Source organism: Sphingopyxis sp. (genome assembly GCF_025869345.1).
Taxonomy (GTDB): domain Bacteria; phylum Pseudomonadota; class Alphaproteobacteria; order Sphingomonadales; family Sphingomonadaceae; genus Sphingopyxis.
The window spans coordinates 1-13,653 of the sequence record NZ_JAOZVW010000037.1; the positions used below are offsets into that span (position 1 = coordinate 1).

12 protein-coding genes are annotated in these 13,653 nt (G+C 66.6%); 9 read left to right on the forward strand and 3 right to left on the reverse strand.

What is annotated here, in order from left to right:
• Window positions 1–181: 181 nt before the first annotated feature.
• Both OJI97_RS04550 and OJI97_RS04555 read left to right on the forward strand, forming a co-directional pair.
• A complete protein-coding gene (locus OJI97_RS04550) occupies window positions 182–1,096 on the forward strand; it encodes an alpha/beta hydrolase (protein ID WP_297661551.1) in 915 nt (304 codons plus the stop codon).
• The gene (locus OJI97_RS04555; protein WP_297661553.1) at window positions 1,093–1,899 is read left to right on the forward strand and encodes a nucleotidyltransferase family protein; all 807 of its coding nucleotides are present in this window, start codon (window positions 1,093–1,095) and stop codon (window positions 1,897–1,899) included. Before OJI97_RS04550 ends, OJI97_RS04555 begins: the two co-directional genes overlap by 4 nt.
• 72 nt (window positions 1,900–1,971) lie before the next feature.
• Here the strand turns inward: OJI97_RS04555 and OJI97_RS04560 are convergent, their stop codons facing one another.
• The 3 genes from OJI97_RS04560 to OJI97_RS04570 all read right to left on the reverse strand — a co-directional run bounded on the left by OJI97_RS04560 (window position 1,972) and on the right by OJI97_RS04570 (window position 5,155).
• Window positions 1,972–2,691 carry a hypothetical protein gene (locus OJI97_RS04560; protein WP_297661555.1) on the reverse strand — a complete coding sequence of 240 codons (720 nt, stop codon included), beginning with the start codon at window positions 2,689–2,691 and terminating at the stop codon, window positions 1,972–1,974.
• Between the two features lie 4 nt (window positions 2,692–2,695).
• Window positions 2,696–3,436, reverse strand: coding sequence for an isoprenylcysteine carboxylmethyltransferase family protein (locus tag OJI97_RS04565; protein ID WP_297661557.1), 741 nt, complete (start codon window positions 3,434–3,436; stop codon window positions 2,696–2,698).
• Between the two features lie 186 nt (window positions 3,437–3,622).
• Window positions 3,623–5,155, reverse strand: a complete 1,533-nt coding sequence (locus OJI97_RS04570) for a lipopolysaccharide biosynthesis protein (RefSeq protein WP_297661559.1) — start codon at window positions 5,153–5,155, stop codon at window positions 3,623–3,625.
• A 235-nt stretch (window positions 5,156–5,390) separates the two neighbouring features.
• Between OJI97_RS04570 and OJI97_RS04575 the strand changes: the two genes are divergently transcribed.
• The 7 genes from OJI97_RS04575 to OJI97_RS04605 all read left to right on the forward strand — a co-directional run.
• The gene (locus OJI97_RS04575) at window positions 5,391–6,173 is read left to right on the forward strand and encodes a succinate dehydrogenase iron-sulfur subunit (RefSeq protein ID WP_297661561.1); all 783 of its coding nucleotides are present in this window, start codon (window positions 5,391–5,393) and stop codon (window positions 6,171–6,173) included.
• Between the two features lie 108 nt (window positions 6,174–6,281).
• Window positions 6,282–6,773, forward strand: a complete 492-nt coding sequence (locus OJI97_RS04580) for a PaaI family thioesterase (protein ID WP_297661563.1) — start codon at window positions 6,282–6,284, stop codon at window positions 6,771–6,773.
• Window positions 6,770–7,891, forward strand: coding sequence for a cell division protein ZapE (gene zapE, locus OJI97_RS04585; protein ID WP_297661565.1), 1,122 nt, complete (start codon window positions 6,770–6,772; stop codon window positions 7,889–7,891). The genes OJI97_RS04580 and zapE overlap by 4 nt, the downstream gene beginning before the upstream one ends.
• 336 nt (window positions 7,892–8,227) lie before the next feature.
• Window positions 8,228–9,190, forward strand: a complete 963-nt coding sequence (gene mdh / locus OJI97_RS04590; RefSeq protein WP_297661567.1) for a malate dehydrogenase — start codon at window positions 8,228–8,230, stop codon at window positions 9,188–9,190.
• Window positions 9,191–9,255: 65 nt separating this feature from the next.
• Window positions 9,256–10,146: a succinate--CoA ligase subunit alpha gene (sucD, locus tag OJI97_RS04595; RefSeq protein WP_257544760.1), complete on the forward strand. Its 891-nt coding sequence runs from the start codon at window positions 9,256–9,258 to the stop codon at window positions 10,144–10,146.
• Window positions 10,147–10,231: 85 nt separating this feature from the next.
• A complete protein-coding gene (locus OJI97_RS04600; protein WP_297661570.1) occupies window positions 10,232–13,054 on the forward strand; it encodes a 2-oxoglutarate dehydrogenase E1 component in 2,823 nt (940 codons plus the stop codon).
• Window positions 13,055–13,147: 93 nt separating this feature from the next.
• On the forward strand, window positions 13,148–13,653 hold a 506-nt coding region (locus OJI97_RS04605; protein WP_297661572.1), incomplete at its 3' end, for a biotin/lipoyl-containing protein.

Consider the following 13,653-nt stretch of genomic DNA (forward strand, 5'->3'; position numbering starts at 1 on the left):
CCCCCCCGCCGCCCGGCCGATCTCTGTCCCGGGGGTCCCGCTTACTGGGTCGGGGGTGGAGAGCGGGACCCCGGGTCAAGCCCGGGGTGACGGGAAGAGGAAACGGATAGGAATTGGTTGTTCCCCGCCCCCGGCCCCTGTAGGGCGCGGGCCTGCGGGGCGCGAAGTCAAGGGACGGCGTTTGATCAAATTCCTCATCGTGGCGGTGCTCCTGCTGCTTCTTTTCGGTGGCGGCGCGAAGGCGGTGGTCGCGGGCGGCGCGAAATCGCTCGACATGGCCGACAAGCTGCTCGGTTCGGGCGGCGGCGCGCGGCTGCTGCTCGCGGGGCAACCCTATGGCAACGGCCCGCGGCAGATGCTCGACATATGGGCGCCTGAAAATGTGCAGCAGGGCGACCAGCTGCCGGTGATCGTCTTCTTCTATGGCGGCGGCTGGAACAGCGGCGAGCGCGCGAGCTACGGCTTCGTCGGCCGCGCGCTCGCGCAGAAGGGTTTCGTCGTCGTCATTCCCGACTATCGCCTGACGCCCAAGGCGCATTGGCCCGATTTCCTGGAAGACAGCGCCGCCGCGGTCGCCTGGACGCATCGCTATATCGATGGCCTTGCGGGCGATCCCGACCGCATCGCGCTGATGGGCCATTCGGCGGGCGCCTATAACGCGGTGATGCTCGCGCTCGATCCGACCTGGCTGCGCGCGGCGAAGAGCGATCCGGCGATCCTGCGCGGCGTCGCGGGGCTGGCCGGTCCCTATGATTTCCTGCCGATGGAAAAGGGCGGACTTGCCGAAAAGGCGATGGGCAAGGTGAAGCCGGCGGAGAAGACGCAGCCCATCGCCTATGCGCGCGGCGATGCCCCGCCCCTGTGGCTGGCGAGCGGCGACGAAGATGCGACGGTGCGCCCGCGCAACAGCCAGAACCTCGCCGCCGCGATCGAGAAGGCGGGCGGTTCGGCGACGCTGCGCCTCTATCCCGGCATCGGGCACACCGGCATCGTCATGGCGCTGTCGGCGCCGTTCCGTTCGCGCGGGCCGGTGCTCGACGAGGCGAGCGATTTCCTGCGCGGTGTGACCGGCCGGCGGGTGGAGGCCGCGCGATGAGTGCGCCCGTTCCCGCCCCCATCCCCGCGATCGTCATGGCCGGGAGCCGCCCCGGACCCGACCCGCTGCTTTCCGGCACCGGCGCCTCGACCAAGGCGCTGCTGCCGATTGCGGGTCAGCCGATGCTCGTCCATGTCGTGCGCGCGCTCTGCGCCGCGCCGGGTGTCGGGCCGATTACCGTGCTGGCGCAGAACAGCGCCGAACTGGCCGCCGAGCCGGGGCTGGCCGGCCTCGCCGACCTCCATTTCGCGGATTCGGGGCAGGGGATCAGCGCTTCGCTCGCCGCCGCGCTTCCCGAGGGGGACGCGCCGGTGCTGGTGACGACCGCCGACAATGTCCTGCTCACCCCCGCGATGATCGCCGAATTTCTGGCGGGCGCCGAGGACAGCGATGTCGCGGTCGCGATGGTCGAGCGGCGGGTGCTGCTCGCGCGCTATCCCGAATCGAAGCGGACCTGGCTCAAGTTTCGCGGCGGCTGGTGGTCGGGCGCGAACCTGTTCCGCCTGCGCGGGCGCCGGGTGCTGCCTTTGCTCGACTTCTGGGGACGGATCGAGCGCGACCGCAAGAAGGGGCTGAAGATCATCGCGGCGTTCGGGCCATGGCTGCTGCTGGGCGCGCTGCTGCGGCTGTTCACCATCCAGCAGGGCATCGCACGCGCCGGGCTTCGCTTCGGGCTCAAAGCGAAGGTCGTGCCGATGTCCGAAGGCGAAGCGTGCATCGACGCCGACAAGCCCGCCGACGTCGTGCTGATCGAGAAGATCATGGCGGAGCGTGTTTCCACCAACTCGTCATTGCGAGCGTAGCGAAGCAATCCAGAGCCTGCGTAAACCGCTCTGGATTGCTTCGCTACGCTCGCAATGACGAAAGTGGAGAGTTCAGGCTCTCGCCAGCGCCGCGTCCACCGCCGCGATCGCCAGCGCCAGTTCTTCCTCATAGGGAATCGTCGCGTCGATATCGACGATCGGCGCGCCGCCCATCGCCAGCAGCGGCACCGTCTCGACCTTGCGCGTGATCAGCGCGCGGTCATGATCGGGTTTGCGCGCCATCACCGTGTCGACGTCGACGTGCAGCCGGATGACGAGCGTCGGGACATAGGCCGCCATGTCGGCATAGAGCGCGCGTTCCTCGGCCTGCATTGCGGCAAGGCGCGGGCCGGTCGCGCGCCCGGTGAGGATCGGGCCGTCGTGGAGGCCCGGCACGTCAATCTGCGGATAGCGGTCGGTGACGATCGTCACGCCCGCGCGGCGGCGCTCCAGAAGCTGCTCGAACTTCGCGCGGCGTTTCTTCGACTTGTTCAGCGCGTAGCGCGCTGCGAGCCTGCCGGGGATCGGCTCACCCGGCTCGCGCAGCTTGTCGGCGATGCCGTCGAGGAAGCGGTGGAGCGGTGGGCCGACGATCGGCCAGCGCCCGATGCGCCGGCCCTGCTCGCCCGAGCCGAGGCCGAGATAGCCGCTCTCAGCCGTGCGCGTCTTTTGCACATGCGCGAGCAGATCGGCCGACAGGGTCGACTTGCCCGACCCGTCGCTGCCGACGACTGCGATCAGGGGAGCGAGCCGCTCCGCGCGCTCGCCGGGGGGAGCGGCTCGCTCCCCCATCGGATCAGCTCAATTCCTTGAAGAAGCCGATCATCTTCAGCCCGCCGATGAAGAAGCGGACGACGACGAGCGCGCCGAAGGCATAGACCCAGTTCCACTGGGCCGGGGTCAGCGCGTCGAAGTTGAAGTCCATTCGCGCGAACCAGGTCAGGAATACCGTCGTCGCGAGCAGGAACAGCTTGTTCTGCTCGCGCCAGATCATCCGCTTCCACCAGAAGGGATATTTGGGCTTCACCCAGCCGGTGAGGCGGGGGAGGAGCGCGGGAACGTCCTTCGCCCATTCGGCGTGCGCCGCGCCGAACTTTTCGCGCAAGAACTCTTCCTCATAGATCGAGATGCGCTCGTAGATCAGGACGCCGAGCAGAAAGACGATCGCCCCGAACACCCAGCTTCCCGACAGCATCGCAAGGCCGGTGAAATTGAGGATGCGCCCGACATAAAGCGGGTTGCGCACCAGGCTGTAGGGGCCGGTGGTGTTGAGCTCGCTCGCCTCGGCGGCGACCTTGGCGCGGCCCGAAGTGCCGAGCGCGGCCCAGCCGCTGGTGAAGACGCGGACGATCGCGCCGGCGCTGGCGACGCCGAGCGACAGCCAGAACCAGGCGCAGTCGCCGGCCGCGCTGTTGAACGGACCCCAATCCTTGCTGCACCAGGCAATCAGCACCGAGATCGCGATGGTGATGTAGATATAGGTGCCGCGAATGAAGAAGAGGCGCTTGCCGCTGCGGGCGAGTTCTTGCTGGTACATCGAGTTCCGCCTGTTGGCCGCGGGAGGTCAAACCCATCGCGGCGAAAAATCAGTCGCCCCCTCTAGCAAATTTTGCGGCCAAAATAAGACCAGTTCCTTCTTCGTCACCCCGGACTTGATCCGGGGTCCATGCAACGATCGTAATGATGGATGCCGGATCAAGTCCGGCCTGGCGAACGGAGGAGGCTAAACCAGTCGCAGTTTCCGCGCCGTCTTCCCCAGCGAGGCCCGGTCGGCGTGGGGCAGCGCGAAGCGCAGCGATGACCAGATCGCGCCCGCCGCGATGGCGGTGATCAGCGGCAGCGCTGCCGCGTCGGGCAGGCGGCTGACGAGCAGGGCGAGCGCCCCCGCTGCGAGCGTGACCAGCAGGCCGCGAAGCGCGACCTTCGGGAAGCGCTGGTCGAAGGGATGCAGCCGCTCGCCCATCGCCAGCTGCACCATCGGAATGCCCGCCATCACGACCAGCCCGATCGACATCGCCAGCGTGACTCCGGTCAGCGCGTCGAGATGGCCGAGGATCAGCCAGCCCGACGCGAGCGCGACGGCGACGCCCAGGATCGCGGCGGTGAGCTGGTGGCGAAAGGCCGCGACGACCTGCAGCACCGGCTGCGAGATGCCGAGCACCGCCTCGAGCGCGCGGGCGAAGAGCAGGATGATCACTGCGCCCTGCGCGACATGCGCCTGATGGCCGAACAGCCCGAGCAGCGACGAGCTTCCCGCCGCGAGCACCGCTGCAAGAGGAAGGGCGATGGCGGAGATCAGCCGCGTCGCATAGGCATAGATGTCGGCGACCTGCGCGCGGTCCTCGCGCTCGGCGCTCGCCGCGAGCGGCGCCATCACATAGACGAAGGCGATGCGGACGAGCTGGACGACGCTCGACAGCTTGCGCGCGATCGTGAACAGCCCCGCCGCCGCTGCGCCCGCCGCGCCGGGCAGCAGCAGGTTGAGGATCAGCGCCGGCGCGTCGCCGAACAGCCGCGCGATGATGTTCGACGGCAGGATCGACAGGCCTGCCCAGAAGGTGTTGCGCTCGACTTCGCCGCCGCGCCCGCCGCGGAGCAGGTCGGCAAAATTATAATAGCGGGCGAGCAGGCGGACGCAGAGGATGGCGGTGATGCCGAGCGAGCAGAGATGCGCGATGAACAGCCCCTTGAGCCCCAGCCCGCCCGCGAAGAACAGCCCCGCGAACACCAGCCGCATGATCTGCTCCCAGACGATCCGCAGGCGGATTTCGGCGCCGAACACCATCCGCGCGCGCATCGCCGAGGTCGCGATCTCGACGAAGGCCCACAGCGGCAGCGCCCAGACGAAAAGCCGGATCGCGGGCACGACGAGCGGCCGGTCGTGATCGGCGACGTTGAGGAATGGCGCCAGCTCGGCGGCGAAGCCGGCGATCAGCGCGGCGACGATCAGGCAGGGACCGACCCCGAATAGCATCGCGGTGCGCAGCGCGCCCGCGGCCTCGGCATCGCTCGCCGACTGCGGCACGGTGCGCTGCATCGCGCTCGTCATCCCCATGTCGAAGATATTCTCGAGCAGGTTCACTGTCGCCCACAGCACCGCATAGAGGCCGTAACCCGCGAGCCCGAACATCAGGACGTAGAGCGGCTGCGCGACGATCTCGACCACCGCGCCGAGCCGCGCGAGCACGGTCGTGCCGAGTCCCTTCGCGACGCTGCGGCTGGTGACGGCGGGTGGCGGAGCAGCGTCTTCGGTCATCGGGTGTGGCCGTAGCGGCAAATTTTTCCTATTTCACCCCTCCTCTTCAGAGGAGGGGCAGCGAGACTTGCGGACTTGTCCGCTAGTCGCAGCGGGGTGGTGTTTCTTCACCGGCGTCCACCACCCCAACCCCTCCTCTAAAGAGGAGGGGCTTTAATCCCTTGCCTCACCCCCTTGCCGACTCCGCCCAATGGGTCTAGTCCGACCCGCGATTGCACATAGGGGAACCTGCGACATGGCCGAATTTCGCCTGCCCAAGAACAGCCGCATCCAAAAGGGCGGCACGGTCCACAAGGCCGAGGGGGCGACGAACGTCAAGACGTTCAAGGTCTATCGATACAGCCCCGACAGCGGCCAAAACCCGCATTTCGACACGTTCGAGATCGATCTGGATAAATGCGGCCCAATGGTGCTCGATGCGCTGATCAAGATGAAGGGCGAGCAGGACTCGACGCTGACCTTCCGCCGCTCGTGCCGCGAGGGCATCTGCGGCAGCTGCTCGATGAACATGAACGGCAAGAACGGCCTCGCCTGCACCACCGCGATCGAGGATCTGAAGGGCGATATCCAAATCACCCCGCTGCCGCACATGGAAGTCATCAAGGATCTGGTTCCCGACTTCACGCATTTCTATGCCCAATATGCGTCGATCGAGCCGTGGCTGAAGACCAAGACGACGACGCCGAGCGGCAAGGAGCGCCTCCAGTCGCCCGAGGAGCGCGAAAAGCTCGACGGTCTTTACGAGTGCATCCTCTGCGCCTGCTGCTCGACGAGTTGCCCCAGCTATTGGTGGAACAGCGACAAGTTCCTCGGCCCCGCGATTCTGCTTCAGGCCTATCGCTGGCTCGCCGACAGCCGCGACGAATATACCGGCGAACGCCTCGACGAGCTGGAAGACCCCTTCCGCCTCTATCGCTGCCACACGATCATGAACTGCGCCAACGCCTGCCCCAAGGGGCTGAGCCCGGCGCGCGCGATCGCCGAGATCAAGAAGCTCGAGGCCGAACGCCAGGTCTGAGCGGCCTGACCCGCATCGGCCGATATTTCCGCTTGCGTCGCCGCCCCGCACGCGCTTGAGCCGTTGCGTGCGGCAAGGGCGCGCACGGCAGGACGGATAGTGCATGGCATGAACGACGGCATCGAGGAACCGAAGCGGCGCGAGAATTTCAGCGCCGAGGAATTGACGGACGGCTGGATAAGCTGGAATCTCAAGGACAAGGACCGCTTCAACGCGTTTATCGAGCCGCTGTCGGTGCGCAGCGAAAATCCGACCGGGGACGGCCGCCCTTGCGCCCGCGTGCGGATGCACCCCGAACGCCGGCACAGCAATCTCGGCGACAATGTCCATGGCGCGGTCAGCCTGGCGCTCGTCGACGTCGCGCTGTTCGCGGCGTCGCATCAGTTCGGATCGCTCGAGGCGGGGCATTCGGTGACGCTCGACCTGTCGACGCAGTTCGTCGGCGCGGGGCGTGTCGGCGAGCCGCTCGACGCGATCGTCGAGCTGGTGCGCGAGACCGGGCGCCTGATCTTCCTGCGCGGACTGGTGGTGCAGGGCGAGGGCGACAGCCATATCGTGCTGACCTTCGCCGGGACGATCCGCAAGGCGAGCCGGAAATGACCACGGTCCTCGCCGCTTATGACGCGCTCGTCGCGGCCGACGAACTCAGGCCCGACCCCGAACAGCGCGCCGCCGCCCAGCGGTTGAACCATTTGCAAGAGGAACTCGAGGCGTCGCCGCCGCGCGGCAGCTTGCTCTGGCGCATCGCCGGCCGCAAGCCGGAGGCGCCGCGCGGCGTCTACCTTTGGGGCGCGGTCGGGCGCGGCAAGTCGATGCTGATGGACCTTTTCTACGACCAGCTCCGCATCCAGCGGAAACGGCGCGTCCATTTCCATGCCTTCATGCAGGACGTCCATGCGCGGATGCGCGAGGTGCGCAAGACCGAGAGCGGCGACCCGATCCCGCAGGTCGCCGCGGCGCTGGTCGAGGATATCCGCTGTCTCGCCTTCGACGAGATGGTGGTGAACAACAGCGCCGACGCGATGATCCTCTCGCGCCTGTTCACCGCGCTGATCGATCGCGGCGTCACCGTCGTCGCGACGTCGAACCGGCCGCCGTCCGATCTCTACAAGGACGGGCTCAACCGCGAGCATTTCCTGCCCTTCATCGCGCTCGTCGAGGCGAAGCTCGACGTGATGAGCCTCAACGGCCCGACCGATTACCGCCGCCACCGGCTCGGTGACGGCAAGCGCTGGTTCGTTCCCGCCGACGATGCGGCGAGCGCCGCGCTCTCCGCCGCCTTCTTCCGCCTCACCGACTATCCGCCCGAGGACCGCGCGCATGTTCCGACGCTCGATCTCGACGTCGGCGGCGGACGGATGCTGCACGTCCCGAAGGCGCTCAAGGGCGTCGCGGTCTTTTCGTTCAAGCGCCTGTGCGGCGAAGCGCGCGGAGCGGCGGACTATCTGGCGGTCGCGCGCCATTTTCACGCGGTGATCATCGTCGGCATTCCGCGCATGGGGCCGGAAAACCGCAACGAAGCGGCGCGCTTCGTGACGCTGATCGACGCGCTCTACGAATATAAGGTCAAGCTGCTCGCAAGCGCCGCGGCCGAACCCGATGCGCTCTATGTGGCGGGCGACGGCGCGTTCGAGTTCGAACGCACCGCGAGCCGGCTCGCCGAGATGCAATCCGACGATTATCTGGCGCTCGGCCACGGCCAGGACGATGCCGGCTGAGATAGCGCGGAAGCGGTTGTATCCGTCGGTTTCGTCATTGCGAGCGTAGCGAAGCAATCCAGAGCGTGCGATAACCGCCCTGGATTGCTTCGCTACGCTCGCAATGACGACGTCATGAGCCGTGGCCATACCACCTCGGCGCTGCATCCCGATGCCTTATTGTTATTGCGAACCATTTGCAAAAAAAGGCGGAATTTCATCCTTTTGGCGGTTGTTTCCTTAGGGGAATCAGCGTAGGGGCGTCGCCAGTCTTGGGACCGGAGCGGGGCGTCAGGCCCGTGCCCCCGCGGTCCGTGAACCTTTGCCGGGCTTGCCAGGAAGGGAGTGCCGCGCGCCATGGGACGCAAGAAGATCGCATTGATCGGAGCCGGGAATATCGGCGGAACGCTGGCGCTGCTCGCCGCGCAGAAGGAACTCGGCGATGTCGTCCTGTTCGACGTCGTCGAAGGCGTGCCGCAGGGCAAGGCGCTCGACCTGTCGCAGGTCGGCCCGATCGCAGGTTTCGACGCGAAGATCACCGGCACCAACGACTATAAGGACATCGCGGGCGCCGACGTCATCATCGTCACCGCCGGTGTCGCCCGCAAGCCGGGCATGAGCCGCGACGACCTGCTCGGCATCAACCTCAAGGTCATGAAGGCCGTCGGCGAAGGCATCAAGGCGAACGCTCCCGACGCGTTCGTCATCTGCATCACCAATCCCCTGGATGCCATGGTGTGGGCGCTGCGCGAATTTTCCGGTCTGCCGCACAACAAGGTCGTCGGCATGGCCGGCGTGCTCGATTCGGCGCGCTTCAGCCACTTCATCGCCGACGAGTTCGCGGTCTCGGTCAAGGATGTGAACACCTTCGTGCTCGGCGGCCACGGCGACACGATGGTTCCCGTCGTCCGTTATTCGACGATCAACGGCATCCCCGTTCCCGACCTCGTCAAGATGGGTCTGTCGACGCAGGAAAAGATCGACGCGATCGTCAAGCGCACCCGCGGCGGCGGCGGCGAGATCGTCGCGCTGCTCGGCACCGGCTCGGCCTTCTATGCCCCGGCCGCGAGCGGCATCGCGATGGCCGAAGCCTATCTCGGTGACCAGAAGCGCATCCTGCCCTGCGCCGCCTATGTCGACGGCGAATATGGAGTCGACGGCCTCTACGTCGGTGTGCCGGTGCAGATCGGTGCCGGCGGCGTCGAGAAGGTCGTCGAGATCGAACTGGGCGATGCCGACAAGGCGGGCCTGCAAGTGTCGGTCGACGCGGTCAAGGAACTGCTCGACGCGTGCAAGGCGCTGGATTCCAGCCTCGCCTGATCCCTATCCGGCCCGCCCTGCGCGTGGTGCCGGGCGGGCCGACTCTCCCCAGGAGACTTAAGAATATGTCTATCCTTATCGACAAGAATACCAAGGTCATCACCCAGGGGATGACCGGCGCCACCGGCACTTTCCACACCGAACAGGCGCTCGCTTACGGCACCAAGATGGTCGGCGGCGTGACGCCGGGCAAGGGCGGCACGACGCATATCGGTCTGCCGAACTTCAACACGGTCGAGGAAGCCAAGGCCGCGACCGGTGCGACCGCGAGCTGCATCTACGTCCCGCCGCCGTTCGCCGCCGACTCGATCCTCGAGGCGATCGATGCCGAGATGGAACTGATCGTCTGCATCACCGAAGGCATTCCGGTGCTCGACATGGTCAAGGTGAAGCGCGCTCTGTCGGGCTCGAAATCGCGCCTGATCGGCCCGAACTGCCCCGGCGTGCTGACCCCCGACGAATGCAAGATCGGCATCATGCCGGGCAGCATCTTCAAAAAGGGCAGCGTCGGCGTCGTCTCGCGCTCGGGCACCTTGACCTATGAGGCGGTGTTTCAGACCTCGAACGTCGGGCTGGGTCAGACGACCGCGGTCGGCATCGGCGGCGACCCCGTCAACGGCACCAACTTCATCGACGTTCTCGAACTTTTCCTCGCCGACGAGGCCACCAAGTCGATCATCATGATCGGCGAGATCGGCGGCGACGCCGAGGAGCAGGCGGCGCAGTTCCTGATCGACGAGGCGAAGCGCGGCCGCAAAAAGCCGATGGCCGGCTTCATCGCGGGCCGCACCGCCCCTCCGGGCCGCCGCATGGGCCACGCCGGCGCGATCGTCTCGGGCGGCAAAGGCGATGCCGAAAGCAAGATCGCGGCGATGGAAGCCGCCGGCATCGCCGTCTCGGCGAGCCCGTCGGAACTCGGCACGACGTTGGCGGAAGTGCTCAAGGAACGCGTCTGATCGAACGGCCCGCCGGCATCCTTCGCCGGCGGGTTTTCGTTCCTATATGCAGAATACCCATTCCTTCCTCCCCGTGGAAAAGCAGATGAACCTCGAACGACAAAGCTTCGACATCGACGAACCGCAGGCCGGCCCGAGCTGGGCGCCGAAGAACTGGCCGCCGATCGACAGCGACGACCTGACCGCCGCGCTCGATCCGCAGCAGATGCAGGTCGCGGTGAAGGCGGCCGCCGCCAAGGCCGGCGTGCCGCTGTCGAATGCCGAGGTCGAGCGCGCGGCCGACGATTCGATCCGCGCGATGATGCTGATCCGCACCTATCGTGTCCGCGGCCACCTTGCCGCCAAGCTCGATCCGCTCGGGCTCAGCACGCGCGAGCTTCCCGGCGACCTCACCCCCGAATATCACGGCTTCACTGGTGCGGCGCTCGACCGGCCGGTCTGGCTCGGCGGCACGCTCGGCCTCGAAAAGGCGACGGTGCGCGAGATCGTGGCGATCCTCCAGGCCAATTATTGCGGCGCGGTCGGCCTCGAATATATGCACATCGCCGACATCGTCGAACGCCAGTTCCTGCAGGAACGGATGGAAGGCGCCGACAAGATCATCGAATTTTCGGTCGAGGGCAAACGCGCCATCCTGAACAAGGTGATCGAGGCCGAGGAGTGGGAGAAATTCCTCGCGCGCAAATATGTCGGCACCAAGCGTTTCGGCCTCGACGGCGGCGAATCGATGATCCCGGCGATGGAATCGATCATCAAATATGGCGGCCAATATGGCGTGAAGGAAATCATCTACGGCATGGCGCACCGCGGGCGCCTCAACATGCTCGCGAACGTCATGGCGAAGCCGTACAAGGTGATCTTCCACGAATTTTCGGGCGGCAGCGCCAACCCCGACGACGTCGGCGGTTCGGGCGACGTCAAATATCACCTCGGCACTTCGACCGATCGCGAGTTCGACGGCATTTCGGTCCATATGTCGCTCGTTCCCAACCCCTCGCACCTCGAGGCGGTCGATCCGGTCGTGCTCGGCAAGGCGCGCGCGCAGCAGGTGGTGCGCGACGATCTCGGCAAGCATGAGCAGGTGCTGCCGGTGCTGATCCACGGCGACGCGGCGTTCGCGGGGCAGGGGATCGTCTGGGAATGCCTCGGCTTCTCGGGGATTCGCGGCTATAATACCGGCGGCTGCATCCACTTCATCGTCAACAACCAGATCGGCTTCACGACCAGCCCGCAGTTCGCGCGCTCGTCGCCCTATCCGTCGGACGTCGCGAAGGGGGTGATGGCACCGATCCTGCACGTCAACGGCGACGATCCCGAGGCGGTGACCTTTGCCTGCAAGCTGGCGATCGATTTTCGCCAGCGCTTCAAGCGCGATGTCGTGATCGACATGTGGTGCTATCGCCGCTTCGGCCACAACGAAGGCGACGAGCCCTCGTTCACCCAGCCCTTGATGTATGCCAGCATCCGCCAGCATCCGCCGGTGTCGCAGCTCTGCGCCGCGAAGCTGGAGGCCGAGGGTGTGATCGACGCCGGCTGGGCCGATACGCACCGCAGCGAGTTCGTCGCGCACCTCGAGGAGGAATTCGAGGGCGCGAAAAGCTATAAGCCGAACAAGGCCGACTGGTTCGCGGGCCGCTGGTCGGGGCTGCATGCCCCCGCCGATCATGAAAATGCGCGCCGCAACATCGCGACCGGCGTTTCGGATAAATTGTTCGACGCGATCGGCCGCGCGATGACGACGATCCCCGGCGACCTCGAAGTCCACAAGACGCTGCGCCGCGTCATCGACGCGCGCGCCGCGATGTTCGCCAACAAGAAGGACGACGAGGTATTCGACTGGGCGACCGCCGAACAGCTCGCCTTCGGCACCTTGCTCAGCGAAGGCTATCAGGTGCGCCTGTCGGGGCAGGATTCGGGGCGCGGCACCTTCAGTCAGCGCCATGCCGTCTGGGTCGACCAGAAGGACGAGCATAAATATATCCCGCTGACGACCGTCCCGCACGGCCGCTTCGAGGTGCTCGACAGCCCCTTGAGCGAATATGGCGTGCTTGGCTTCGAATATGGCTATGCGATGGCCGATCCGAAGAGCCTCGTGCTCTGGGAGGCGCAGTTCGGCGATTTCGCCAACGGCGCGCAGATCATGATCGACCAGTTCATCGCCGCGGGCGAAGCGAAATGGCTGCGCGCCAACGGCCTCGTCCTGCTGCTCCCGCACGGCTACGAAGGACAGGGGCCCGAGCATAGCTCGGCGCGCCTCGAACGCTTCCTCCAGCTTTGCGCGGGCGACAATATCCAGGTGTGCAATATTTCGACCCCGTCGAACTATTTCCACGTCCTGCGCCGCCAGATGCTGCGCCCGTTCCGCAAGCCGCTGATCATCATGACGCCCAAGTCGCTGCTTCGCCACAAGCTGGCGGTATCGCAGCGCTCGGACTTCATCGGCGACGCGCATTTCCGCCGCATCATGTCGGATCGCACCCCGCCCGAGGACGCGAAGGTCAAGCGCGTCGTCCTCTGTTCGGGCAAGGTCGGCTATGATCTGATGGAAGCGCGCGACGCGGCGGGGCTGACCGACACGACGGTGGTCCGCATCGAGCAGATCTATCCGTTCCCCGGCGAGGCGCTCGCCGTCCGCCTGAAGCGGATGAAGAATCTCGAAGAGGTCGTCTGGGCGCAGGAGGAGCCGCGCAACAACGGCGCCTGGTTCTTCGTCGAGCCGCTGATCGAGGAGTCGCTGAAGGAGGCGGGGCACAAGGGGATGCGCGCACGCTATGCCGGCCGCGCCGCCGCCGCCTCGCCCGCGACTGGCCTGATGAGCCGCCACCAGACCGAGCAGGCGGCGCTCGTCGCCGACGCGCTCGGCCTGTCGGTCCGCGCCGAAATCCGCCGCGCCAAGGCCAAGTCATAAGTCAGGGTGTTCCCCCGCGAAGGCGGGGGGCCATCTTCCGAACGTCAGATGATGGACCCCGGCCTTCGCGGGGGAACAGAGAGAGAAGAGACGATGAGCACCGAAGTCAAAGTCCCCACGCTGGGCGAAAGCGTCACCGAAGCGACGATCGGCGAATGGCTGAAACAGCCGGGCGATGCCGTCGCGGTCGACGAGCCGATTGCCAGCCTCGAAACCGACAAGGTCGCGGTCGAAGTGCCGTCGCCGGTTGCCGGGGTGATGGGCCAGCAGGTCGTCGCGGTCGGCGAAACCGTCAATGTCGGCGCGGTGATCGCGACGATCGAAGCGGGTGACGGAAAGGGCGCGGCGCCCACGCCCGCCGCCAAGGAAGCCGCCGCCCCGGCCCCCGCCGCCGCGACCGCTCCGGCACCGGCCGAGGAGAGCGGCGACGGCGTTCCGACGCTGTCGCCCGCAGTGCGCCGTCTCGTGCTCGAGCACGGCGTCGACCCGACCAAGATCAAGGGCAGCGGCAAGGACGGCCGCCTGACCAAGGAAGATGTGCTCGCCGCCGCCAATGCGGCGCCCGAGGCGGCGCCCGCGCCCGCCGCGGCGCCGGCGGC